The 22,521-nt window shown below is 41.7% G+C and carries 22 protein-coding genes; 11 read left to right on the top strand and 11 right to left on the bottom strand.

Annotated features, from left to right (window positions below):
- Positions 1-96 precede the first annotated feature (96 nt).
- Complete coding sequence (gene map / locus ACM0OP_RS08320; protein ID WP_414527931.1) at positions 97-927, top strand: type I methionyl aminopeptidase; 831 nt, start codon at positions 97-99, stop codon at positions 925-927.
- 360 nt (positions 928-1,287) lie between these two features.
- Here map and ACM0OP_RS08315 read toward each other — a convergent pair whose 3' ends face one another.
- Positions 1,288-2,790, bottom strand: a complete 1,503-nt coding sequence (locus ACM0OP_RS08315; RefSeq protein ID WP_414527930.1) for a hypothetical protein — start codon at positions 2,788-2,790, stop codon at positions 1,288-1,290.
- Positions 2,791-3,012: 222 nt separating this feature from the next.
- Between ACM0OP_RS08315 and ACM0OP_RS08310 the strand changes: the two genes are divergently transcribed.
- The 3 genes from ACM0OP_RS08310 (at position 3,013) to ACM0OP_RS08300 (ending at position 4,888) form a co-directional block, all read left to right on the top strand.
- Positions 3,013-4,416: an amidase gene (locus tag ACM0OP_RS08310; protein ID WP_414527929.1), complete on the top strand. Its 1,404-nt coding sequence runs from the start codon at positions 3,013-3,015 to the stop codon at positions 4,414-4,416.
- Positions 4,417-4,550: 134 nt separating this feature from the next.
- Complete coding sequence (locus ACM0OP_RS08305) at positions 4,551-4,754, top strand: type II toxin-antitoxin system HicB family antitoxin (RefSeq protein WP_414527928.1); 204 nt, start codon at positions 4,551-4,553, stop codon at positions 4,752-4,754.
- A complete protein-coding gene (locus ACM0OP_RS08300) occupies positions 4,751-4,888 on the top strand; it encodes a type II toxin-antitoxin system HicA family toxin (RefSeq protein ID WP_414527927.1) in 138 nt (45 codons plus the stop codon). The genes ACM0OP_RS08305 and ACM0OP_RS08300 overlap by 4 nt, the downstream gene beginning before the upstream one ends.
- Positions 4,889-4,933: 45 nt before the next feature.
- Here the strand turns inward: ACM0OP_RS08300 and ACM0OP_RS08295 are convergent, their stop codons facing one another.
- The 3 genes from ACM0OP_RS08295 to ACM0OP_RS08285 form a co-directional block, all read right to left on the bottom strand.
- Entirely contained in the window at positions 4,934-6,280 is a 1,347-nt protein-coding gene (locus ACM0OP_RS08295) for a TldD/PmbA family protein (RefSeq protein WP_414527926.1), read from the bottom strand.
- Between the two features lie 265 nt (positions 6,281-6,545).
- Positions 6,546-7,982, bottom strand: a complete 1,437-nt coding sequence (locus ACM0OP_RS08290) for a TldD/PmbA family protein (RefSeq protein WP_414527925.1) — start codon at positions 7,980-7,982, stop codon at positions 6,546-6,548.
- 128 nt (positions 7,983-8,110) lie between these two features.
- Positions 8,111-9,223 (bottom strand): AI-2E family transporter, encoded by a 1,113-nt coding sequence (locus tag ACM0OP_RS08285; protein ID WP_414527924.1) that lies wholly within the window; start codon positions 9,221-9,223, stop codon positions 8,111-8,113.
- Positions 9,224-9,525: 302 nt separating this feature from the next.
- Between ACM0OP_RS08285 and ACM0OP_RS08280 the strand changes: the two genes are divergently transcribed.
- Positions 9,526-10,581, top strand: a complete 1,056-nt coding sequence (locus ACM0OP_RS08280) for a CobW family GTP-binding protein (protein ID WP_414527923.1) — start codon at positions 9,526-9,528, stop codon at positions 10,579-10,581.
- A gap of 203 nt (positions 10,582-10,784) precedes the next feature.
- On the opposite strand, the gene ACM0OP_RS08275 is transcribed toward ACM0OP_RS08280, so the two are convergent.
- The 3 genes from ACM0OP_RS08275 to ACM0OP_RS08265 form a co-directional block, all read right to left on the bottom strand.
- A complete protein-coding gene (locus tag ACM0OP_RS08275) occupies positions 10,785-12,317 on the bottom strand; it encodes a SagB/ThcOx family dehydrogenase (protein ID WP_414527922.1) in 1,533 nt (510 codons plus the stop codon).
- 275 nt (positions 12,318-12,592) lie between these two features.
- Positions 12,593-12,727, bottom strand: coding sequence for a hypothetical protein (locus ACM0OP_RS08270; protein ID WP_414527921.1), 135 nt, complete (start codon positions 12,725-12,727; stop codon positions 12,593-12,595).
- On the bottom strand, positions 12,717-13,646 hold the full coding sequence (locus ACM0OP_RS08265) for a DUF4349 domain-containing protein (RefSeq protein ID WP_414527920.1): 930 nt from the start codon (positions 13,644-13,646) through the stop codon (positions 12,717-12,719). The genes ACM0OP_RS08270 and ACM0OP_RS08265 overlap by 11 nt, the downstream gene beginning before the upstream one ends.
- 128 nt (positions 13,647-13,774) lie before the next feature.
- On the opposite strand from ACM0OP_RS08265, the gene ACM0OP_RS08260 reads away from it, so the two are divergent.
- Together ACM0OP_RS08260 and ilvC are read left to right on the top strand one after the other, a co-directional pair.
- Complete coding sequence (locus ACM0OP_RS08260; RefSeq protein ID WP_414527919.1) at positions 13,775-14,644, top strand: aldo/keto reductase; 870 nt, start codon at positions 13,775-13,777, stop codon at positions 14,642-14,644.
- Between the two features lie 99 nt (positions 14,645-14,743).
- Complete coding sequence (ilvC, locus tag ACM0OP_RS08255; protein ID WP_414527918.1) at positions 14,744-15,739, top strand: ketol-acid reductoisomerase; 996 nt, start codon at positions 14,744-14,746, stop codon at positions 15,737-15,739.
- A 30-nt stretch (positions 15,740-15,769) separates the two neighbouring features.
- Here the strand turns inward: ilvC and ACM0OP_RS08250 are convergent, their stop codons facing one another.
- On the bottom strand, positions 15,770-16,537 hold the full coding sequence (locus ACM0OP_RS08250; RefSeq protein ID WP_414527917.1) for a hypothetical protein: 768 nt from the start codon (positions 16,535-16,537) through the stop codon (positions 15,770-15,772).
- Between the two features lie 34 nt (positions 16,538-16,571).
- Between ACM0OP_RS08250 and ACM0OP_RS08245 the strand changes: the two genes are divergently transcribed.
- Positions 16,572-17,444 (top strand): EndoU domain-containing protein, encoded by an 873-nt coding sequence (locus ACM0OP_RS08245; protein ID WP_414527916.1) that lies wholly within the window; start codon positions 16,572-16,574, stop codon positions 17,442-17,444.
- 207 nt (positions 17,445-17,651) lie between these two features.
- Here the strand turns inward: ACM0OP_RS08245 and ACM0OP_RS08240 are convergent, their stop codons facing one another.
- Both ACM0OP_RS08240 and coaD read right to left on the bottom strand, forming a co-directional pair.
- A complete protein-coding gene (locus ACM0OP_RS08240; protein WP_414527915.1) occupies positions 17,652-18,314 on the bottom strand; it encodes a DivIVA domain-containing protein in 663 nt (220 codons plus the stop codon).
- Complete coding sequence (coaD, locus tag ACM0OP_RS08235) at positions 18,224-18,775, bottom strand: pantetheine-phosphate adenylyltransferase (RefSeq protein ID WP_414527914.1); 552 nt, start codon at positions 18,773-18,775, stop codon at positions 18,224-18,226. The genes ACM0OP_RS08240 and coaD overlap by 91 nt, the downstream gene beginning before the upstream one ends.
- A gap of 147 nt (positions 18,776-18,922) precedes the next feature.
- Here coaD and lgt point away from each other — a divergent pair, with 147 nt between their 5' ends.
- From lgt to ACM0OP_RS08220, 3 genes are all read left to right on the top strand, one after another.
- A complete protein-coding gene (gene lgt, locus ACM0OP_RS08230) occupies positions 18,923-19,783 on the top strand; it encodes a prolipoprotein diacylglyceryl transferase (protein WP_414527913.1) in 861 nt (286 codons plus the stop codon).
- A gap of 290 nt (positions 19,784-20,073) precedes the next feature.
- Complete coding sequence (cobM, locus tag ACM0OP_RS08225; RefSeq protein WP_414527912.1) at positions 20,074-20,835, top strand: precorrin-4 C(11)-methyltransferase; 762 nt, start codon at positions 20,074-20,076, stop codon at positions 20,833-20,835.
- Positions 20,836-20,924: 89 nt separating this feature from the next.
- On the top strand, positions 20,925-21,053 hold the full coding sequence (locus tag ACM0OP_RS08220) for a hypothetical protein (RefSeq protein WP_414527911.1): 129 nt from the start codon (positions 20,925-20,927) through the stop codon (positions 21,051-21,053).
- Positions 21,054-21,064: 11 nt separating this feature from the next.
- On the opposite strand, the gene ACM0OP_RS08215 is transcribed toward ACM0OP_RS08220, so the two are convergent.
- Positions 21,065-22,189, bottom strand: a complete 1,125-nt coding sequence (locus tag ACM0OP_RS08215; protein ID WP_414527910.1) for an RNA-guided endonuclease InsQ/TnpB family protein — start codon at positions 22,187-22,189, stop codon at positions 21,065-21,067.
- Positions 22,190-22,521: the final 332 nt, after the last annotated feature.

The following is a 22,521-nucleotide window of genomic DNA, read 5'->3' as shown; positions in this document are numbered from 1 at the left end:
GGGTGACTGTATTTCACAAGAAACGCCATATAGTTTTTTGTTTGAATTAAAAAACTCCTACTCTATCAGCAAAGCGCCAGTAATTATTAATCACCCATGAACATTCTTAGCAACTTACTCTCTTCTCAAAAAACTCAAGACAAACCAGCAAAAAAACAACGCCGAGGTATTGAAATTAAATCATCCCGTGAAATTGAAATCATGCGGGAATCAGGAAAAATTGTTGCTACCGTTCTCAAAGAAATCTCTGAGATGGTACAACCAGGAATGACCACAGCAGACTTAGATAACTATGCAGAAAAACGTATCCGTGAAATGGATGCGACACCCAGCTTTAAAGGATATCACGGCTTCACCGGTTCTATTTGCTCCAGTATTAATAATGAAGTTGTACATGGAATCCCCAATGCTAAAAAAGTCATTCGCACCGGGGACGTATTAAAAGTAGATACAGGCGCTTATTATCAAGGGTTTCATGGTGATTCCTGCATTACTATCGCCGTAGGTGATGTTACCCCAGACGCAGCCAAACTGATTCGCGTCGCCGAAGAAGCTCTTTTTAAAGGTATTGAACAAGTTAAAGCAGGCGCTTATTTGCTTGACATAGCAGGAGCAATAGAAGACCATGTAAACGCCAATGGTTTTAGTGTAGTTGAAGAATTTACCGGACATGGTGTGGGTCGGAACTTACACGAAGAACCCTCAGTTTTCAACTTCCGCACCCGCCAAATGCCCAATGTCAAACTGCGTCCAGGAATGACCTTAGCCATAGAACCAATTTTGAATGCAGGTTCTAAACATACTAGAATCTTATCAGATAGATGGACAGCTGTCACCGTGGATAATTCACTTTCAGCACAGTTTGAGCATACCGTATTGGTGACAGAAACTGGTTATGAAATATTAACAGACCGCACAAAAGTGTAACCTCCCTCTCTAACTTCCTAGCATTTACACACATCCTCAACCCCAGATATTTTCCCACCCTAAAAATAAGATTTAACCATAAATCCAGTTCCCCTCCTCCCTTGCAGGAAGGGGTTAGGGATGGGGTAGAATTAAACGCCGATGGATGCAGATAAACGCAGATAATTTTGTGCTTTATTAGCATAGGAAATGCTATATGCAGGCTCACAAATAATTGCTAGGAGGACATAAAGGGATATAGCACTCATGCAAGAAATCTCTGAAACCCTCTTCACTTCTCCCAAGGGGAAACGCTACGCGAACGTGATTCATTTTCTCACGATTTTCCGTAAGTCATGGGATAATAAAACCGAGTTTTAATTATCTTTTAATTAATATATTAATACCTGTATAGTTACTTTGATAAATCGGTAAGATTTCTTGAGCTTGTGGATAAATTGTTGTACTTTGAGGAATATTTTCTAACAAACCTATAGCTTGTTGTAATTTTGCCTTAGCTTGATTTAAAGCCTGGAGTGACTGCGGTGAATTTTGTACAAAAAATGTCGCTTCTGTTGCCAATTTTTGAGCAGTTTGTAAATCTCCTGTAGCTTGACTTTCCATCATTACTTTTTCACTGATAGCCCTGCGGTTACGACGATAGCGAAATAATCTCTGACTGGCTTGATTGTAAACAGATGAGCCTTCTGGGACACTCTCTAATAACTCAATTGCTTCTAGCCATTTAGTTTCGGCTTCTTGCCATACTATCATAGGATAGGGCGGATTTTCTACCAATGCAGAGGCTTCTAACCCCAGTTTTAATGCAGAGTTAAAGTTAGTAACGGCGGTGGATTCTTGACGAGAGGTTAATACAGTCCCCGGAATAAATGCGCTTCTTTGTCTAATGATTAATCCTGTGGAAATTAAGACTAATAAACCGGAAGTAATGATGATTATTGGATAGAATATTTTAGGTAATGTAAATTTGGGAATGAGTGGGGTTTCATAATTAATCAATCCTTTGGTTTGGGTGGGTTTTGGTGAATGTTTGAGAAATCTTTCAGCCTGTTGGGTGAAGTTTTTAATCTCGATAATTAAATTATCTACTGTTGCTTGTAATTTCTGACATTCCTGGATAATATCTGTTAATTCCTGAAATTTACCATCGCTGGAGATAATTAATTCTTGGTCATCATCTAACCATTCTAAGGTTAAACCCGATTGACCACAAAAGGATGATATACCTGTGAGAATATTTAAAAAATTAGGATGGAGATGAATATTATTAATAATATTGGTAAGTTTTTCTTTTATTTGTAAGGCTTCTGCTTCAGCATTTTTGAGTTGCTGGAGTTGCTGGGGTAAAATTTGGGAATTAGTTAATGCTAAGTCAATTTTTAAGATTTCACTCAGGTGCTGCACTTGGGCGCATAAATTGCTATGGTGACTATGGGAATTTAGTTGACTGACTAATTCCGATTGATTTAAAATATCTGTGGAAACGACACGCAAAAAATCAGCCCATTCTATCCAATAATTAATTTTTGCTTGTAAGTCGTTAATAGAAATTTCTGTGGTGGGGTTGCCGAATTTAGCTATAATATATTTGGTTTTAGCTTCCATATCTGTTTCTGGTAAAAAAATATGATCGAGAAACAGAGTTTTCATTGTACCAATAGGAGGAAGAGGATGAATTGGATAATTATTAACTTGCTGTAATTTCAGTTCTTCAATAATGATTGTTTGCAGGTGACTAAGTTGCAACTGGATATTATTTATGAGGGTAACTTGTTGTGTCATTTGGTCGGAATTACCAAGGTATAACTTGAGATTCAGAACCATTTGTGGGAGTTGATGAAAAATTTCTTCTAAGTTAGTCATAAATATCCGTTGGGGACTTCGAGAAAGTTTATGGAAAATAATTCAAATAACCATATATTAGCTTGACTACTGGAGTCACAGTATCACTTTGTATATAAACGTTGTATGTTTGAATAGAGAAATCTTAGGATATATATAATACATGATTAGTGGAAAAAAGATAAAAATCAGAATTTCTAGGTAATTTTTCCACAAAATCTCAAATGGTCTATTAATTGGTTTATGAATAAAAATGATTTGGCTTTTACCCCAGCACTAGAATTGGCGCGGTTAATTAGGAGTCGGGAGGTGTCGCCTTTAGAGTTGGTGGAATTATATTTAAACAGAATTGAGGAATTTAACCCGCAATTAGGATGTTACTGGGCAGTGAGCGCTGAAATGGCGATCGCAGATGCTAAAGTCAAAACAGAAACCCTGACAACCACCTCAGAATTACCGCCATTATTTGGTGTACCCATTTCTATTAAAGATTTGAACCCAGTGGCTGGGATACCCTGTACTTACGGTAATCCAGCATTATTACAAAATGTCCCTAACTATGATGATGGGGTAGTGACGCTGATTAAGCAAGCCGGTTTAATTATTCTCGGTAAAACCGCCACTTCTGAATTAGGTTCCTATCCTTACACTGAACCTACAGGATTTCCCCCAGCCAGAAACCCTTGGAATTTAGCATACACTCCCGGTGGTTCCAGTGGAGGCGCAGCAGCCGGAGTCGCAGCTGGGTTATCAGCTTTAGCCCAAGGTTCTGATGGTGGCGGTTCTGTGCGGGGTCCGGCGGCTTGCTGTGGCTTAGTGGGAATCAAACCATCAAGGGGTAGAGTCACTCATGCACCGGTGGGAAATCGGGTGGCGGGAATTGCCACAAATGGACCAATTGCGCGGACTGTGGCTGATGCAGCAGCGCTGTTAGATGTGATGTCTGGCTATGTGACCGGTGATCCTTATTGGCTACCCAATCCCGAACCCTCTTTTTTAGCCAAGACTACTGAAAAACTAGGTAATTTACGAATTGCTTTTAGTACAAATATTCCTCCTTTTGGAGAAGCTGATAGTAATTCTCAACAGGGAGTGCGGGAAACAGTAAAATTATTAGCAGAATTTGGTTACAGTATCGAGGAGAAATGCCCGGATTTCAGTGGTTTGATTGAACCCTTTACAATGGTTTGGCAAGGTGGGGTAGCAGCTGCGGGAATGCCCATTGAAGCTTTACAACCGATGAATCAGTTACTACTTTCTCGCATAGGTTCTGTGGGTGAATATCTCCAGGCTGTTGCTCAAATGCAAATCATAGCAAGGCAAGTTGTGGCGTTTTTCGATACCGTAGATGTACTGGTATTGCCTGTTTATATGCATTCACCTATCCGTGTAGGGGAGTGGGCTAATTTGAGTCCAGAGGAAACTTTCCAAAAAATTGTCAATTGGGTTGCACCTTGTCCTGTTGCTAATGCTACGGGTCAACCTGCGATCGCACTTCCGGTAGGTTTTGATAGTAATAGTTTACCGATAAGTGTACAGCTAATTGGCAAACCTGGGGCTGAAGCGACTTTAATTAGTCTGGCGGCGCAGTTAGAAGCAGCAAACCCTTGGATTCAACATCTTCCTCGTTTGGTAATGTCGGCTTAGTTTTGGGGAGTAGGGAGTTATAGCAAAAGTCAAAATTAAAATACTTACTGTGACTCGGTTTTAAACTTCTGCCACGTCCTAACTTCCCATGAATTACCCTAAAATTAAATTATGACGACAAAGGAGAAACCGTAATGAAATGGCGTGTTGTGCTGGAGGCCGATGCTGAAACGGGAGACTGGTCTGTTTGGTGTCCAGAATTACCAGGTTGCGTTTCGGCTGGAGAAACCGAGGAAGAAGCTTTAGAAAATATCCGTGATGCGATCGCACTCTATCTTGAACCAGATCCCATTAAATTAAAATCAGGAACAATTGTGCGGGAGGTTTTGGTTGGATGACCCGCAACCGTCGCATGAATGCAGATGAACTTGAGCGCATTTTGACGCGTTATGGATTTGAATTAATTTCTCAAAAGGGTAGTCATCGCAAGTGGAGAAATATTGATCGCCAGCGACAAGTAATTTGCCTTTAGGCTGAGGAGTGTCAAACCTACCCATTGACGCAAATTAGCCCCAAATCACAAAGTGTAAGTGAAGTCATTAACCAACATCCCCGGAACTAAACTACCTCCTAATTGGCGACTTTGATAGGTTCCCACTTCGGGGATAAATTCCTGAAAATTGGTCAGTTCTATTAGGTTATCTCCCCAGAAACGATAGAGACTTTCATCAAAGCGTAAATTTTCGATGGGGGCGATGATTTCACCCTTTTCTACCCAAAAGCAAGCATAACGGGTCATACCTGTAATTCTACCAGTGGGGCGATCGCTCCAGTTCAAGTAATGCAAATTAGATATATATAATCCCGTATCTAAACTCCCCAAAATCTCGTCAACTCCTAAATTTCCTGGTGTGATTTCTGGCGCGCGTAAGGTTTCGGAACTATTCGCACCGTTGGGGATTTTGCCATATTCCTTAGCTGTGCGAGAATTAATTAGAGTATTGACTAAAAGACCTTGGGAAATTATCGGTAATTCTGGGGCGACCATTTCCCCTAATTGATTAAACCGTGGCACAAATCCCTGTTGAAAGTTTTCTTTTAAACTAAATTTGGGCGAAAGTTGTTTTTCTTGGCGGGATAGCTTGGCTAAAGCACTGTTTCCCTGTTGTAAATCGGCTTCACTAACAGCAGACCAGGAAAGCATCCCTAATAAATCAGCCACAGCAGCAGGTGCAAAGTAAGTTTTATACTGTCCTTTGGTTAATTCTTTAGCCGGACGGGAAAGTAATTTCAGTTGGGTTTTAGCTTGGTTAATTTTAGCGATATAAGCCGCTTCATCCCAATTACTCCCAGCAAATATGCCTTTAACTGCTTGTCCATTGGCATCAAACAGAGAATAATCTAAGGTAAAGGTATCTGTGGTAAACCAGTGTTTTTGACCTTGAGAATCACCATAGGCTTTAATCACCACACCGCCAGCATACATTCCGGTAAAGTCTAAGTCACTCACCAGTTCTAATAGAGTCGGTACTACTGATTCTGTTGCTAATAATTTGCCAGAATTAACTTCTCGACTGCGATTATTCCCTGATGGTAAAACCAAGTAGGGGTCAATTGGTAATACTGTTAATTCTTCCCGCAGTTCCAGTAATGCTGTGGATGTGGTTTCCTGGTCTATATCCCAGTTTCCGGTAAAAGGAAAGGTGCGAAAACTGCTGCGCTGATTTTCCATTAAGGTGAGTGTGATGGAACCATCAGCCACTAGACCTGTTTGGCGGACTTTCGCGTGATTAAATCGGGTAAATTGACTTTGTTCGCTGGTGAGTCTAACGGTGAATTGTTCAGTTTCTGTTTTTTGAGTAAGTAAGGTTTCTATCAGTTGATTAAAACTGATTTCCAAGGTAGATAATTCAGCAAGTTTCATGGTAGGGAATGGGGACTGGGGAGTGGGGAATGGGGACTGGGGAGTGGGGAGTGGGGAGTGGGGAGTGGGGAGTGGGGAGTGTGGGAGGTGTGGGGAGTGTGGGGGGTGTGGGAAGTGTGGGAAATGTGGGAAGTTGTTTAACTGATATAGCAACCGCCAAGGTAATTAGGACATTTTTTATTCCCTGTTCCCTGTTCCCTGTTCCCTGTTCCCTTAAAACCATAATGATGTTGTCCTAACCAATATGTCCGTTGCTATAACTGATTCACCCTCCTCCGAAGACTTCGACGTTTGCAAATAGACAAACTGGTGAACCGTGTCCGACTGAAATGGCTTGGTTGGGTTCACCTTTGCCACACATTGGTGTACCATATATTTCCCAGTTGTCGGCGTTTCCTATTTGGGTGAGGCTATGCCAAAATTGGGGGGTGGTGGCGCGATAGTTGGGGTTCCGCAGGGTTTTGGTGATTTTACCGTTTTCAATTAATTTCGCATATTCACAACCAAATTGAAATTTATAACGTCGGTCGTCTATTGACCAAGACCGATTCGATTCCATATAAACGCCGTGTTCTATACTACTAATCATTTCTTCTAGGGTGGCGTTTCCTGGTTCTAAGTTTAAGTTCGCCATGCGGTCAATGGGGGGACGATTCCAGGAACAAGCACGGGCGCAAGCTACCCCTGATATCCCGGCTCTAGCTTGGCTTTCTAGGCTGCCTAAACCTCTTTGTAATACACCACCTTTAATGACATACTCTCGTGTCGCTACTGCCCCGATATCATCAAATCCGTAGCTGGCAAATTCTCCTGTAACGGTGGGATCAAAGGTGATGTTCATCAGTGGGGAACCATATTCTAAGTTCCCAAAGTCGCTGGCTTTCACGAAGCTACCGCCGGCGTAGTTGCGTTCATCTCCTAATATCCGGTCTATTTCTAGGGGATGTCCCACGCTTTCATGTATTTGTAGCATCATTTGGTCTGGTGCTAGGACTAAATTTGTGCGGGTGTCAGGACATTCATCGGCTGTTAAGAGTTCTATGGCTTGTTGACCAATTTGTTGCGATCTCAGCGATAATTGCTCTTGGTCTAATAGTTCCCATCCGCCTTGATAGCAGTTGGCGTGTGATCCATTATTAGTACGTTGTTGAACTATTGTACCGTCTTGGGCGATCGCCCCATAATGAGTTCCCAATGAGACGATTTTTTGATAAACTTCCGAACCGTTACTGCTAACAAACCATGTCTGTGTTTCTGTGGTGTTAGCGCTGGCTGTGGTTTGGACGATTTTGTCATTAACTTTTAGGCTTTCACAGATACGCACCAGTAAATGGTTAATTTCCCCAGGGCTGAGGCTATCAAAAGGCTGTAAAAATGGTGAGTTATATTCCCCTACAACTTTGGGACGTTGACTTTCACTAAAAGAGTATATTTGCCATTGGCTAGCGGCTAAGGCTTGTTTATAGGCTGCTTGGGCTGCTGCTTGCAATGATGGTAATTCTAGGGAGTTGGTAGCTGCATAACCTAAACAACCATTGACTAAAACTTCTAGCATCGCCCCCATTGTGGAGGTTTTACCGTTGATTTGGGGTACGCCATCCCGGACATGACGAGTGGAAGCATTTTCCTTAACCGCTCTAATACCAATCCAATCAGCAGGTATATCAAAACTGGCGATCGCTTCTGTAAGTTTAGACCACATATTTATAGTCAAATTATTATCTTTACTAGAAAATTAAGTATTTGTCAAATATAGCTGGGGAGTAGGGAGTAGGAACTAGGAACTTTTCCCCCCTGCACCCTGCACCCCTACCTCTTCCCACACTCCAACTACACATCTGATGTGGGTTGATTATCTAAAGTTGACGCTAATTTGTAAATAGCGGATTTTTCTTCATTTAACAATTTTGGCTGTAAATACAGATTTTCCACGAGTACGCCCACACCAGCCACCCAAGGGGGAACAATCACAGCGCCAATAATCCCTAACACTTGGGTTCCGCCTAATACTGCTAAAAGTTGGTATAAAGGATGCACACGGACGGAAGAACCGACTAGCAAGGGGTCAAGGACATAAGTTTCTAAATTTTGAATCATCACAAATAATAGCAATACCCAAAGAAAGGTGAAACCACCTTGAGGAATGGCCACAATTAAGGCAGGAATTGCCCCTAACACTGGACCCACAAAGGGAATTAAGTTAGTAAAGCCAGCAATTACACCGAGGGCTAAGGCAAATTCTGATAGTCCCAAAAACCGTAAACCCACGCTGATTACAACACCTAAAATAGCGGAAACTAAAACCCGTCCTTGAATATATCCCCCCATGCGGCGTGAAATGGGGATAACTTGGTCGGCTAAACGCTCATCCCAAGGTTGGGGAAATAAACTCACTAAACCTTTAATTAAATTTTTGCTCCCAGCTACCATATAGGCAGACATGACTAGGGCTAAAATCAGATTGACTAAGCCACCAATAAAGCCACGAGTAAAGCCGAAGGAACGCACAAGCAACTGTTGGCTAGAACGAAATAACCAATTAGTTAGAGATTGCAGGTCAAAAAATTCTTCTACAGACTCGATTTGAGTGATTCCCAGTCGTAAGGCAAAATTTTCTGTTGCAATCACTAAGTTATCTAAATAAACTGGTAATCTACTGGCTAATCGCTGAATTTGCTCAGAAACCGATGGTCCAATGATGACACCTGCTCCAATTAAACCCGATATGAGGCTGATATATACGACAATTACGCCTAACCACCGGGGAAGACGCAATTTTTCGGCGGTGTTTACTAATGGTGCGATCGCAGCTGCTAACACTACCGCTATCATTAAGGTTAATAGTAAGCTGCGTAATTGCCACAGTAACAGGACGACAAAAAAAACGGCGACAATGAGCAGGAGTTGAGATAAGGAAAGGGACTGACGCTGGTTGTTGGTCATTGGGAGAGTGCTTATTGTAAAATTTCGCCAAATATATAGAATAGACAAATATTACTCTCTATTATCCATTCATAATAGTGAAACCATCTATAGGACTCCTATTTGACAAGCTGTTTCCCAGTCCCCAGTCCCCAGCTATAATGAATCTTAGCCTAACGGCGCAATTCTTTGGCTAATTTCAATAAGACTGCTAACCCAAAGAAAAAATTAAAGTCATCATTGATACTTCTGGAAATCAGAAGTTATATTTTCCTATTTTCTCAGTCAATTTTTATCACTTCTTGAGATTTAAGCACAGTTTTATGCAATCATTAGTTACTTCTGAATCTGTAGGAATGGATGCACCCAAGCAAGGAATCCCAGTCACGATTATTACTGGTTTTTTAGGTAGTGGCAAAACTACTTTATTAAATCATATTCTCACTAATCAGCAAGGGTTAAAAACTGCGGTATTAGTAAATGAATTTGGAGAAATTGGCATTGATAATGAGTTAATTGTCTCCACTGAAGAGAATATGATAGCTCTCAGTAATGGTTGTATTTGCTGCACTATTAATAATGATTTAGTAGATGCAGTATACCAAGTTTTAGAACGGCAAGAAAATCTAGATTATTTAGTGGTAGAAACTACGGGATTAGCTGACCCTTTACCAGTGGCTTTAACGTTTCTGGGTACAGAGTTAAGAGATTTAACCCGTCTGGATTCTATTATTACAGTGGTTGATGCGGCTAATTACAGCTTGGACTTATTTAATTCCGAGGCTGCCTATAGTCAAATAGCATACGGTGATATTATTATTCTGAATAAAGCGGATTTAGTAAATGAAACTGATTTGCAGAATTTGGAAGGTAAAATTCATGCGATTAAAGAAGATGCTAGAATTATTCGGACAGAGCGATCGCGCGTTCCACTACCTTTAATTCTCAGCGTGGGTTTGTTTGCATCAGATAAATATTTTAATCAAGCTGATCAACATAATCACGACCATGATCACTCAAATTGTGAACATGACCATCACGACCATGATCACCATCACCATGATCATTCCCACCACTTAGAAAATGATGGTTTTACTTCTATATCATTCCAAAGTGAACAGCCTTTTTCTATCAGAAAGTTTCAATATTTTCTAGATAATGAATTACCAGTGAATATTTTCCGCGCCAAGGGAATTATCTGGTTTCAAGACAGTCCCAATCGTCATATTTTCCACCTCTGCGGTAAGCGGTTTACTTTGGATGATGATCAATGGGAAGGTACACAGAAAACTCAGTTAGTTCTGATTGGTCAAAATCTGGATCGTGAAACTCTAATCTCTCAGTTGGAAAATTGTGTTGCTGCGTCTGTCGTCAGTTGAGATGTAATCACCCCACCCCTAGCCTCAAGGCGTGTACAAACAAGTCGGGAAATGCTTTTATGCCATAAGAGACCCCTCCCCTAGCCCCTCCCCTCAAGCGAGGAGGAGAACTGGATTTAGAGTAAAATTCGGTTTTTAGGGCAGAAAACCCTTTCTGACTCAAGATGAGGTCTTTTCCCACACTCCCCACACCCTGTCTCTTCTTACCTTGGTCTTCCCAGTGTTGTCACATAGATTACAGCTTCATCAATGGGAATGCCTAGTATTTCGTTTACTTGGTCATCAAAAAATCCACCAATACCACTGACCCCAACACCTAATTTAGTTGCTGCTAGGTTTAGTCTTTGTCCTAAGTGTCCAGCATCTGTATGTAAATAACGGTAAACGCGATCGCCATATTCTGCGATCGCCAATTTAAGATCGGCTGTATGGAATAACACTGCGGCTGCATCTCTCCCTAAATCTTGCCCCAAGCACAGAAAATGTAACTCACGGCGAAAATTCTTAAACCGAATCTGTCTTAATTCTTGGGCTTTAGGAGCATAATAATAACAGCCAGACTCCAAACCTTTAACCCCACTAACTGCAATAAATGTTTCAATTAAATTCAGGTCAAAGTAGTCTGGAGAAGTATCTAAAGTTTGATCTAAATAATTTTGCGGTTGATAAGTAAAATCTAACAAACTTTTCAGTTCATCAAAGGTTAAATCATCACCACTATAAGCGCGGGTAGAACGTCGCTTATACATAGTTGTTTCCAAATCTGCAAGTCTAATTCCCCAGTCAATGGGTGCAGTGGCTGTGGAAATTTTCAAACAAAAAGGAAAATTATATTTATCCTGCAAAACTTTCTCTGGCTTCACCTTGGGTAAATTCAATTTACCCGTCACACTGGCTGGAATTTGGGTACGAAGATGAAAATATCTCAGCAGTTCACCATCAGCAATAGATGGATAATCAGTTTCGCTAGCAGAGGGTAAAGCGGTACAACCCAGGGGTATATTTTGCTGAATGTCTAATAAATCTGCCAGGGCGAGAACAGCCAGCGCCCCTTCTTGTTCCGCATCAATATATAGTAGATCGTTAACTGCTTCATCCACAAAACCACCAATCAGATGGGGGCGATAGTCATTTATTGCCCCAGCTAGTTCTATATTGCCCAGGAGATGCCCTGTATCTAAAAATATGCGACGATAGGCTCTATCTTCATAACGCCATACGGAACGATAAAAAACCCCGGTTACAATAATTGCCAATTGGGTACTTTCAATGGCTGGATGCCAAAAACAAGCTTCTTGCAAGGTTTGCCAAACATCACTTTCCCAATAATGCATCAGGGAATGTGTGCGACATTGATAGTTATATAATCCTGGTGGTAATAAGGGTGTACCACGAGACACTAAATAAACTTCTGCCGGATATAAACCGCCGGCGCTGGGTGCAGCCCTTAAGTATACTGCACTGCCCATTGAAGGCATTCTAGCTGTGAGTCCATAACTGCGAAACAGTAACCGCGAAAGTCTTTGCCACCATTGGGCATCGGGGTCATGAGCAAATGTCTCTAATGTATCTTGGATATAGGGTTTGAGGTCAAAGTTTGTGCCAATTTTGTAGTCTTTAAAGGGTACTGGCTGTTTAGCCCAGTCTAACCCCTGAGATTTAGAGGCTAGACTCTCAGGATCGTATTTAGTGCGTTCGTGGTAGTGTTGGGCAATGGATTGGTGTATTTCTGGCATATTAATTTCAATACTCTCGGCTTTCTTATTCTGATCTTGGCATTCATTAGCCTTATTGTTTCGTGTTAACTAGTACAAACTTCAAAGTCAACGGAAGTTGGGAGTTGGAGAGTGTGGGGAGTGTGGGGAGTGTGGGGAGTGTGGGAAGAGGCAGGGGGGCAGGGTGCAGGGTGCAGAGGGGAAAAGTTCCTAGTACAAGTCGGCGTAAATAAACAGACCATTCAAAATCTATGAAAAGCCTATATCATAAGCTTTTTGACTTTTGACTTTTGACTTCACGGCGGTACTAGGCGGATATTTGTGTGTACACCGTAGCCCTTGCGGGGAGGGTTGACATGATTGTGGTAATCGTAACCAATTAACCGGACATGATATAACTCCAGGTAAACACAGATAGCGCTAATCAGCATTTGTTGATTCTGGATTCGCTAAGGTGGGTCTATGGGCCTGTCGCCAACGGTTGCCGCTATAGATACCAAAGGCTAAAAGCAACAATAGGGGACTGTAAACTATTAACCAAATCCCTAATTTCACTAAGCCTAAAGTAAATTGTTGCAGTGAGTGTGTGGAACTGTTCCAGGTTTCCTGCATTTGGGATGATACGCTGGACTGGGGACTGCTACTAGATACAGATGCTTCTAGGTTGAGGGTGATGGTGGAGTATGCAACTTGATTTGTTAAGCTTTTGAGTTGAGCATCTATTTGTTCGATGGATTGTCGGACATTATTCAGTTCTTGGGCAACACTTAGCACGTCTTTGATGGAACCTGCTCGATCCATGATTTTTTGTAGGTTGGCTTCTGTTCTTTGTAGGTTGGTTAATCTGGCTTGTAAATCTACTAGGCGATCGCCCACGTCTTCTGCTGTAATATTACGTTGTCTGACTGTGCCTAATTTAGCTAGTTCTTCGATAGTAGGCTCTAACAGGTTTTGGGGAACTCGGAGAACAATAGATGCGGTGTGGCGAGAATTGTCGCCTGAAGGCTGAATTTCATCTAACCCGATTAAATCCCCTTGTTGTTGATTAATAATTTGGGAAACAGTTTTTACGCTTTCGGTAACTGAGGTGACAATTACAGTCATTGCAGCCTTTTTAATTAGTTGCGTCCGCCCCTCGGTGATTGGTTCTGTTTCCGGCTGTTCAGCTACACTCTCGGTCATTTGATCCATTATGGGGGGTGCTGATCCAGTTATCATGCGATCGCTCGAAGACAAAGCCGACTCCAAAGATGGCTGCACGGAAGCAGCACAACTACTAAATATCACCCCACCGAGTAAAGCACTCACCAACACAGCAGATTTTTGTGACGATTTTATCGAGATTGTCATAATTCCATCCACTCTGAGATTCATAAAGTTAATCTCAGTATCGCCGTGGGAAAACTCAAACTAGAGATTGTTGCAAATTATGTAACATCAGGTTTAGCTAATGTCATGAAACCACTAAAACTAAAAGCATGGAAACCAAACAACTAGGAAACACAGATGTATACGTGAGTGCAATTGGCTTAGGTGGAATGCCTATGTCAATATACGATCGCCCCCCGGAATCCCAATCAATTGCCGTCATTCATCGGGCTTTGGATTTAGGAATTACATTTATTGATACTGCGGACTCTTACTGCAAAGATGAATCAGATAAACACCACAATGAACGTCTAATTAACCAAGCACTGAAAACTTATCCAGGTGATACTAGTCAAGTAATAGTTGCTACCAAAGGCGGTTTAATGCGACCTGATGGTAGTTGGGGACGTAACGGCAACCCAGAACATTTGCGCCAAACTATTGAGGAAAGCTTTAAAATTTTAGGAGGTGAAAAACCTATTGATCTTTGGCAATTTCATTCCCCAGACCCCAATTACACCATAGAAGCATCTCTCAGCGCCGCCAAAGCAGCCAAAGAAGCCGGTTTAATTCGATTTGTGGGAGTTTCTAACTTTTCTGTAGAAGAAATTAAACAAGCACGAGATGTAGTGGATATTATCTCAGTGCAGAATCAATACAGTCCTTGGCATAGACAGCCAGAAACCGATGGTGTGCTGCAATATTGCGAACAAGAAAAAATCACCTTCTTACCTTGGAGTCCCTTTGGGGGAATGCGTCGCCATGCTAACTTGCCAGATATTCAGGCGATCGCCCAAATAGCCCAAGAAAAAAGCGTATCATTATACTGCATCGTCTTAGCATGGTTGCGTGCTAAATCCCCCTGCATTTTACCCATTCCTGGAGCTAGCAAAGTTTCCAGCATCGCAGACTCAGTAACTGCTGTGGATGTGAAACTATCAAAAGCCGAAGTGCAAAAAATCGATCAAGCCACGTCATAATTTTACCCACTCCCCACTCCCTACTCCCCACTCTTCACCCTTTTAAGGTACAATCGAAAGCTGCTAATTAATGACAATGCTGCTGACAGGAGATGCACTATGGCCCGGATGTATTATGACGAAGATGCCAACTTAGACCTTTTGGCTGGAAAAACAATTGCCATTATTGGCTACGGTTCCCAAGGTCATGCCCACGCCCTTAACCTCAAAGATAGTGGCTTAAATGTAATTGTCGGACTATATCCGGGTAGTAAGTCAGCAGCCAAAGCCGAAGCAGCTGGTTTAACAGTCAAGCCTGTAGCCGATGCTGCCAAAGCTGCTGATTTCATCATGATTTTATTACCTGATGAAGTCCAAAAGACAGTTTACAAAAACGAAATTGAACCCAACTTAGAAGCAGGTAACGTCCTCGCCTTCGCCCACGGCTTTAACATTCACTTTGCCCAAGTTGTCCCACCTGCTGATGTAGATGTGGTCATGGTAGCACCCAAAGGCCCCGGACATTTAGTCCGCCGGACTTACGAACAAGGTCAAGGTGTTCCCGCACTATTTGCAGTTTATCAAAATGCTACTGGTCAGGCACGCGATCGCGCCATGGCATACGCTAGAGGTATTGGTGGTACACGCGCCGGTATACTCGAAACCACATTCCGCGAAGAAACCGAAACAGACCTATTTGGTGAACAAGCAGTATTGTGTGGTGGTTTAAGCGCCTTAATTAAAGCAGGTTTTGAAACCTTAGTAGAAGCTGGTTATCAACCAGAACTAGCTTACTTTGAATGTCTCCACGAAGTCAAACTCATTGTTGACTTAGTTGTAGAAGGTGGACTCGCCGAAATGCGCGACAGCATCTCTAACACAGCCGAGTATGGCGACTACACCCGTGGACCCCGCGTAGTCAACGCCAACACCAAAGCCGAAATGAAGAAAATTCTCAGCGAAATTCAATCTGGGCAATTTGCGCGGGAATTTGTCCTAGAAAATCAAGCTGGTAAACCAGGATTCACAGCCATGCGCCGTCAAGAAGCCGAACATCCCATTGAAGAAGTCGGTAAAGACCTCCGCGCCATGTTTAGCTGGTTAAAAAAAGTTTAATCAAAGTTTGTAGTGAGGGCTTCAGCCCTCCTATTCAGGGACATTTCCCATAAAGTAATTGATTTTAAACACAGCATTGCGGACACTATCTTCATTTGTATATTCTGGATTTAGAGGAATTTCTTTCAAGGATTTCAACACAATTACAATTCGATAAAGTTTACGGTATTTAAATTGCTTATCTTGAATATCAACACGCAAAATATTTTCTAATGGTTCCTCAATAACTGTCCGACTCCTCCAAGTTTTCCGCTCAATAAATAACTGATTCAGGCTTTTATAGAAAGCGCAATTACTCACAGGTTTAGTTGCTAAATAAACTCCATAAGCCATGAGACTTAAGGTAAATACATTAACGAAAAATAAATAAGTGCGTTGATTTTGTTGTACTAATAAAGTTCCTTGATTAGACCGCAAAAAATTATTAATTTCCTGAACAACTCGCTCATTGTCTTGACGACTCTGGTTTTGAACCATAGAACGATCTCCCAAGGGAGTTTGAATAATCACCCGATAGCTTCTACTTCTACTGCTTCTCGTCATTTTCACGTAGACGTTATCGATATTAAAAATTCTTAGCCTTTCCCTTCTTCCCAGGAAACTAGACCGTTGTAAATTGCAATTAATTTCCTGGGTTGAAACACGTTGACAGCTAAGAGTCGCAGATGAAAAATTAAAAAATAAGCAATAAATCAGAACCACAAAACCGCCAATTGTCAGACATCCTCCTAACACCCATTCATTAATAGGTCGGTGTTGGAGTTTTAATCTCGTGTGGGTTTCTTCTATAATTCTCATGATTTACTGTATAAAAAAAATAAACTCTTAACTTATGATTCCCTTCTTAGTTAAATTACCCATCACTCCAGACAAACACAAGTTTAATATCCTCAAGATACACCGCTTAGGAAGTCGATTAACTGTATTATTACTAGCTTGCTTCTTGGGGATGCAAAATCCCGCACCAGCAAAGTCTCAGCCAGCAAGTCAACTTTTGCCATTTTTCGATAATATCAACAACCCTGTGCCTGTGGGTTTCCCCATAGGTCAAAAGTTAGACATTACACCAGCCCCACCCGTGCTAAATTCCTTTGATTTAGCCGTCCTCAACATCTGCGGTTCCATAGGAACAAGAGTTACCCCCAATCAATTTCAACAATTATTGTCTTCTTACCCAGATGTATTGCAGAAACTTCAGACAGTTACCGGCGGCGAACTCCGTCCAGGACGCAGAAATAAAAGCGAATTTTTGGCAGATTTAACGGATATTTGGTTTAAAAATCGGGGATTTGAACATATTTTTTGTGGTGAACTCAAGAGCGCTAATGATATTGGCGGCTTACATTTTTATGGGAGATATTTACAGTTACAAAATCAGGGAATTGGCGGACGCTTACCGAATAATCACAGACGTGAGCAGGTGGTTCCTGGTGTAATTTATACAATGGGAGTTGTGATACAACAAGGAAACCTTACATTTAGAGATGTGATTAAGGGCTATAGCTATGTCAGCAATGCTCAAGAATTGCTTATAGACGCTACCCAAATCTTTAAACTGCAAGGAAATTCTGAGGGTGCTTGTATCTTTTATGTCCGAGATCAGGATACTGGAACCACTTTTCCCAAAGTTTTTGTGCGGAGACAAAAGGCCATAGTTACTTTTTATCCCGATGCTACTCCCCAAGGTGCAAACTGTCAAAGGTAATTTCCTCTGCAATTAAGGAGTGTCAAGGCTTCTCCCTGCTCAGGGCTAATTAGTAACCTAACCGCTTTCTCCACTTAAACATCAGTTATAGCGTTTCCTAGTCTAATAAAGTACAAAATTATCTGCGTTTATCTGCGTCCATCTGCGTTTAATGATTACTGCTGGTACCTCACTTGAAAGGGAATTGCTATATTTATCAATTAACACCTACTTCTTTTTAGGTATATGTTGACGTGGTGGCATATCATGTCTTAATTGTTGCCGACCATTTGTAATAATACGCAACATATCCTTCAGGTCTTGTTCGATACCTTCCAGAACATTATCAGCGTATTCATCAGCGCCATTTTCAATATCTTGAGCTTGAGCGATCGCATTTTGGCGCAATTCCTCCAACTCTTGTTCACAGCTACGGCGTTTGTGATCAATTTCCGCCAGAGTTGCTTGCATCATCGCCTCACATTCCTGCTGAACTTGTCGCCTTAACTGTTCAGCTTCCTGTTCTACCTGTCGGATGATATCATTCTCGCTTAAAATTTGCGCCCGTTTAGCTTGGGCAGCCTCAATCACCCTCTGTCCATACTCTTCAGCCTCTAGCAGTACCTCCTGCTTTTGCTGCACAATCAGAGCTGCTTCCTGAAAAATCGCTGGTAAGGAAATCCGAATAAAATCCAGATGTTCCAGTAGCCTATCTTCATCTATGAGAGTGCGTCCAGTCAGAGGTACACGAAAACCGTAAAGAATTAATGTCTCTAAACGATTCAGTTCTTCGAGAATATCTACGTTTCCGGTTCCGTTGGCATACTCTGGAGCGGGGGGAGCGCTTCCGTTGTGATTGGATTGGCCGTTGGAGGTGTGTGATTGTAGCATTTGTATATTTCTAGGGCAATTTGCTGAGGAACAAGATGATCAACAGATCCACCAAACCTTGCAATCTCTTTTACCACACTACTACTTAAAAAACTATACTCGTTAGATGTGGCAAGAAAAACTGTTTCTATTTGAGTGGAAATAGTTTTATTCGTGTGAGCCATTTGCAGCTCTACTTCAAAGTCAGAAATTGCCCGTAAACCCCTTAGCAAAACCTGTGCTTGTTTTTTTTGGGCATAGTTCACCGTCAGACCATCAAAACCGTCCACTTCTACATTAGACAGATGTTGAGTAGTCAAACGAATCTGATCTAATCGTTGCTGCACAGTAAACAGTGGTGTTTTATTGGGATTTCGTAAGACAGCAACAATCACCCGGTCAAACAACCGACTACCACGCTGAATGATATCAAGATGACCCAAAGTGATCGGGTCAAAGCTCCCAGGATAAATAGCAATCACAAAATTTTCAATGCACCAAAGCTACTTCTGTCAGTATAAAGCATTAAGTATGCAGTATTAGTTATTCCAATTCTCAATCACCACAGACAGCAAAAACTGCTTTAATTGCTGTAACACCTAAAAAAGTAGTTAAATAGGTAGTTTTGCATGGTACTGGATATTTCCACTTTGCTTTTAGGGTTTCAATTCACCTCTCCAGGGCCAATTATCGTGGAGATCGGGCCAATAACTCTCCGTTGGTATGGGTTGTTAATTGCCACTGCTGTGTTAATTGGTGTCAGCCTTTCCCAGTATCTGGCCAAGCGCCGTAATGTCAACCCAGAATTAATTAGTGATTTATCAATTTGGCTGGTAATTGGAGCGATTCCAGCAGCGCGCTTGTATTATGTTTTATTTCAATGGTCCGAATATTCCCAGCAGCCAGGGCGAATTATTGCCATTTGGCAAGGAGGTATAGCTATTCATGGAGCGATGATTGGTGGGACTTTAGCCGCATTAATTTTTGCTAAGGTGAATCAGATATCTTTTTGGCAATTGGCTGATTTAGTATCTCCGGCGCTGATTTTAGGACAAGCAATTGGACGTTGGGGAAATTTCTTTAACTCAGAGGCTTTTGGCCGTCCCACTGATTTACCTTGGAAGCTATATATTCCTCCTGTAAACCGTCCTCCGGCTTTGGCTAATTTTGAATATTTCCATCCCACATTTTTGTATGAATCCCTGTGGAATTTCATTGTCTTCGCGTTGCTGATCACTTTATTTTTTCGCAGTTTATCTGGTAAGCCTCGCTTGCGTGTGGGGACGCTATTTTTAACTTATTTGATGGCTTATAGCTGCGGACGTGTGTGGATTGAAGGTTTTCGCATTGATAGCTTAATGCTGGGGCCGCTTCGCATTGCTCAAGTTGTGAGTTTAAGCGGTATTCTTATAGGATTAGCTGGGTTAGGTTGGCTGTACTTAATGAAGCGTCCTTTACCTGATGTTGTTGCGTCACCGCAGACGGATTAGCCAATGAGGAGATGAGTCAGATAGTGGGGAGTGGGGAGTGGGGAGTGGGGAGTGGGGAGTGGGGAGTGGGGTAAAAGTCTTTCGGTGTCTAACTTTTACGATCAGTTTATGTTCTAACGTGTATGCGGGGTGCTATAAATGTGAAAAAATGCCCCAGAGTATTCTCTAGGGCTTAACCAGGGTGCATCTACCATTCATCTCTACGAGAAATAAAGGCTGAATCCGGAAGATTCATCCAAAACCCCCTGTCGAGTTGCTTGGAGATTTTATATATAGCAGATTTTATATTTATGGATTCACTGGTTTATATTGTGGGTGCTGGCCCTGGAGATCCGGATTTATTGACGGTAAAAGCTCAGAAATTGTTGGCTAGTGCAGATGTTATTTTATTTGCTGATTCTTTAATTCCAGAGGAGATTTTGCATTTATGCCGAGATGATGCGGAAATTATCCCGACGGCAAATCAGACTTTAGAGGAGATTATATCTTTGATGGTGGCACGGGTGCGATCGCATAAATCTGTGGTACGTCTCCACTCTGGTGATCCCAGTCTTTACAGCGCTGTTCATGAGCAAATGCAACTGTTAGCCGCAGCAAATATCCCTTTTGAGGTTATACCTGGTATTAGTGCCTTTCAAGCCGCAGCAGCTAAACTGAAAATAGAATTAACTGTCCCCGGTTTGGTGCAAACCATCATCCTCACCCGCATCAGTGGACGGACACAAGTTCCCCCCAGGGAAGAATTAGCCACCCTCGCTGCACATCAGGCTAGTCTTTGTCTCTATCTCAGCGCCCGTCATATAGAAAACGCCCAAGCTAAACTCTTAGAACATTATCCAGATGATACGCCCGTAGCTATTTGCTTTCGCATCGGCTGGCCGGATGAAAAAATTCTGGTTGTACCTCTGAATCAAATGGCCAAGTGTACCCATGAAGAAGATTTAATCCGCACCACACTTTATGTAATTAGTCCAGCACTTTCTGCAACTACAGGACGCTCTCGTTTATATCATCCAGAACATAGCCATATATTTCGCTCATCTCATTATTAGGGATTAGGGACTGGGGACTGGGGACTGGGGATTGGGGACTAGATGAGATAAACTGAAGAACATAAAAATAAAATTTTGCACTCAAGACTATGCCTTTCATTAAAATCCAAACTTCTGTATCTAAACCTGCAAAAGCTGATGTTGAGATGATGCTGAAAAGTTTATCTAGCAAGTTAGCAAAACATCTGGTTGACATACTCCCCACCCTAGAAGGGTGAGGATTCTGGGGTCAAACAGCAATTGCTGGCATAACCAGTCTCACATCGCCTAACCCAATGGTTGATGCCCCAACCATTTGAATATTCTTAGCGGCGTTTTCATCACGTCCATTCACGGAATTGCAAGATGGACAACGCCACTGTCTAACAGATAAATCTAGACTTTCTAAAATATGTCCGCAATGAGAACAAGTTTTACTGGATGGATACCACTGGTCTATATAAACCACCTGTTTGTTTTTCTTCTTCGCTACCCATTCTAGTATTTGTAGGAACTCACCAAAAGCTAGGTCTGATATCTTTCTTCCCCAAAGACGTTGCATACCTTTGAGGTTGAGTGTTTCAAAGCACAAAACATCAAGCTTGTCAGTTAGTTCGTGAGCTAGTTTCCAAAACCAATCACGTCTGCGGTGACAAACATCTTCGTGTTTACGAACCAAATTCTTTCTAGCTCGTTCTCTGTTGTGGGAACCTTTTACCTTTTTGGAATGATGTCTACTAGCTTTCTTGATAGCATTTAGAGATTCTTTTAGGAACTGTGGAGAATCAATTTTAGTTCCATCAGAACAGGTGAGAAAAGTCTTTAAACCAAAGTCAAATCCCGCTATTTTACCAGTCGTTGATTTAACTTCTGGTTCTGATTCATTATCAACCACAATAACCATAAACATTTCACCTAGTGCAGTGCGTTTCATGGTTAATGTTTTAATCTTTCCCTCTATTTCTCTGGATTTGCAAAATTGATATATTCGGTTTCCAATCTTGACTCTATTCCCACCCAAGAATTTATAACCAGCTTGTTTGAGCGTAAATGATTTGTATTTTTTGACTTTCTTAAACCCTGGCGGTCTCGCTCCTTTCTTGTTATGTTTAAAGAATAATTGGTATGCTTTATCTATCCTCTGACAGATATCTTGTACTGCCTGAGAACCGACTGATTGCCAGAAGGAATTACGTTTTCTTAGTTTGGCAATATGGGACTGAATTTTGGCACAGTTTAAGTGTTTACCCCACATCCGGTAGTACCGTTTATGTAGAGCAATACAATGGTTGTATATCACCCCGGCGGTGTTAATCATCCGTTTGAGGTGTCTATTCCTTTTGTGTTCGTACAACTTAAACTTTAGTGTCTTCATGCTAGTATTATAGCATAGTCTAACGGCAATATGACGGCATGAAAAAATTAACTATCCGATGCTCGGAGGATGAATACAAGCTGCTTGTAGAGTATTGTTCAGAAACAAGTCGCACCCAAAACGACGTACTTAGAGAGTCGATCCGCAACTTAAAGAAAAGCCGTCCTAGAAGGACAGGGCTTTAGACCCAAGTTTTTGGTAAACCTGAATCTTATGTAATGACGGCTTTGGAAGCAGATATTCCGATGACTTTTGCCGGGACTACAGATCCAGTTTGTTATATTGAATCCCCAATTGCAAGTAAAAAAAAAGAGGTGCGATCGCACCTCCCA

The sequence above is a fragment of the Nodularia chucula CCY0103 genome (genome assembly GCF_963923915.1).
Lineage (GTDB): Bacteria > Cyanobacteriota > Cyanobacteriia > Cyanobacteriales > Nostocaceae > Nodularia > Nodularia chucula.
This window is presented reverse-complemented; position numbering and strand designations above follow the sequence as displayed.

What these genes read in the sequence shown, in the direction of transcription:
- map (WP_414527931.1), top strand. Translation starts at nt 97, where the DNA reads ATGAACATTCTTAGCAACTTACTCTCTTCTCAAAAAACTCAAGACAAA.
- ACM0OP_RS08315 (WP_414527930.1), bottom strand. Translation starts at nt 2,790, where the DNA reads ATGACTAACTTAGAAGAAATTTTTCATCAACTCCCACAAATGGTTCTG.
- ACM0OP_RS08310 (WP_414527929.1), top strand. Translation starts at nt 3,013, where the DNA reads ATGAATAAAAATGATTTGGCTTTTACCCCAGCACTAGAATTGGCGCGG.
- ACM0OP_RS08305 (WP_414527928.1), top strand. Translation starts at nt 4,551, where the DNA reads ATGAAATGGCGTGTTGTGCTGGAGGCCGATGCTGAAACGGGAGACTGG.
- ACM0OP_RS08300 (WP_414527927.1), top strand. Translation starts at nt 4,751, where the DNA reads ATGACCCGCAACCGTCGCATGAATGCAGATGAACTTGAGCGCATTTTG.
- ACM0OP_RS08295 (WP_414527926.1), bottom strand. Translation starts at nt 6,280, where the DNA reads ATGAAACTTGCTGAATTATCTACCTTGGAAATCAGTTTTAATCAACTG.
- ACM0OP_RS08290 (WP_414527925.1), bottom strand. Translation starts at nt 7,982, where the DNA reads ATGTGGTCTAAACTTACAGAAGCGATCGCCAGTTTTGATATACCTGCT.
- ACM0OP_RS08285 (WP_414527924.1), bottom strand. Translation starts at nt 9,223, where the DNA reads ATGACCAACAACCAGCGTCAGTCCCTTTCCTTATCTCAACTCCTGCTC.
- ACM0OP_RS08280 (WP_414527923.1), top strand. Translation starts at nt 9,526, where the DNA reads ATGCAATCATTAGTTACTTCTGAATCTGTAGGAATGGATGCACCCAAG.
- ACM0OP_RS08275 (WP_414527922.1), bottom strand. Translation starts at nt 12,317, where the DNA reads ATGCCAGAAATACACCAATCCATTGCCCAACACTACCACGAACGCACT.
- ACM0OP_RS08270 (WP_414527921.1), bottom strand. Translation starts at nt 12,727, where the DNA reads ATGCTGATTAGCGCTATCTGTGTTTACCTGGAGTTATATCATGTCCGG.
- ACM0OP_RS08265 (WP_414527920.1), bottom strand. Translation starts at nt 13,646, where the DNA reads ATGACAATCTCGATAAAATCGTCACAAAAATCTGCTGTGTTGGTGAGT.
- ACM0OP_RS08260 (WP_414527919.1), top strand. Translation starts at nt 13,775, where the DNA reads ATGGAAACCAAACAACTAGGAAACACAGATGTATACGTGAGTGCAATT.
- ilvC (WP_414527918.1), top strand. Translation starts at nt 14,744, where the DNA reads ATGGCCCGGATGTATTATGACGAAGATGCCAACTTAGACCTTTTGGCT.
- ACM0OP_RS08250 (WP_414527917.1), bottom strand. Translation starts at nt 16,537, where the DNA reads ATGAGAATTATAGAAGAAACCCACACGAGATTAAAACTCCAACACCGA.
- ACM0OP_RS08245 (WP_414527916.1), top strand. Translation starts at nt 16,572, where the DNA reads ATGATTCCCTTCTTAGTTAAATTACCCATCACTCCAGACAAACACAAG.
- ACM0OP_RS08240 (WP_414527915.1), bottom strand. Translation starts at nt 18,314, where the DNA reads ATGCTACAATCACACACCTCCAACGGCCAATCCAATCACAACGGAAGC.
- lgt (WP_414527913.1), top strand. Translation starts at nt 18,923, where the DNA reads ATGGTACTGGATATTTCCACTTTGCTTTTAGGGTTTCAATTCACCTCT.
- cobM (WP_414527912.1), top strand. Translation starts at nt 20,074, where the DNA reads ATGGATTCACTGGTTTATATTGTGGGTGCTGGCCCTGGAGATCCGGAT.
- ACM0OP_RS08220 (WP_414527911.1), top strand. Translation starts at nt 20,925, where the DNA reads ATGCCTTTCATTAAAATCCAAACTTCTGTATCTAAACCTGCAAAAGCT.
- ACM0OP_RS08215 (WP_414527910.1), bottom strand. Translation starts at nt 22,189, where the DNA reads ATGAAGACACTAAAGTTTAAGTTGTACGAACACAAAAGGAATAGACAC.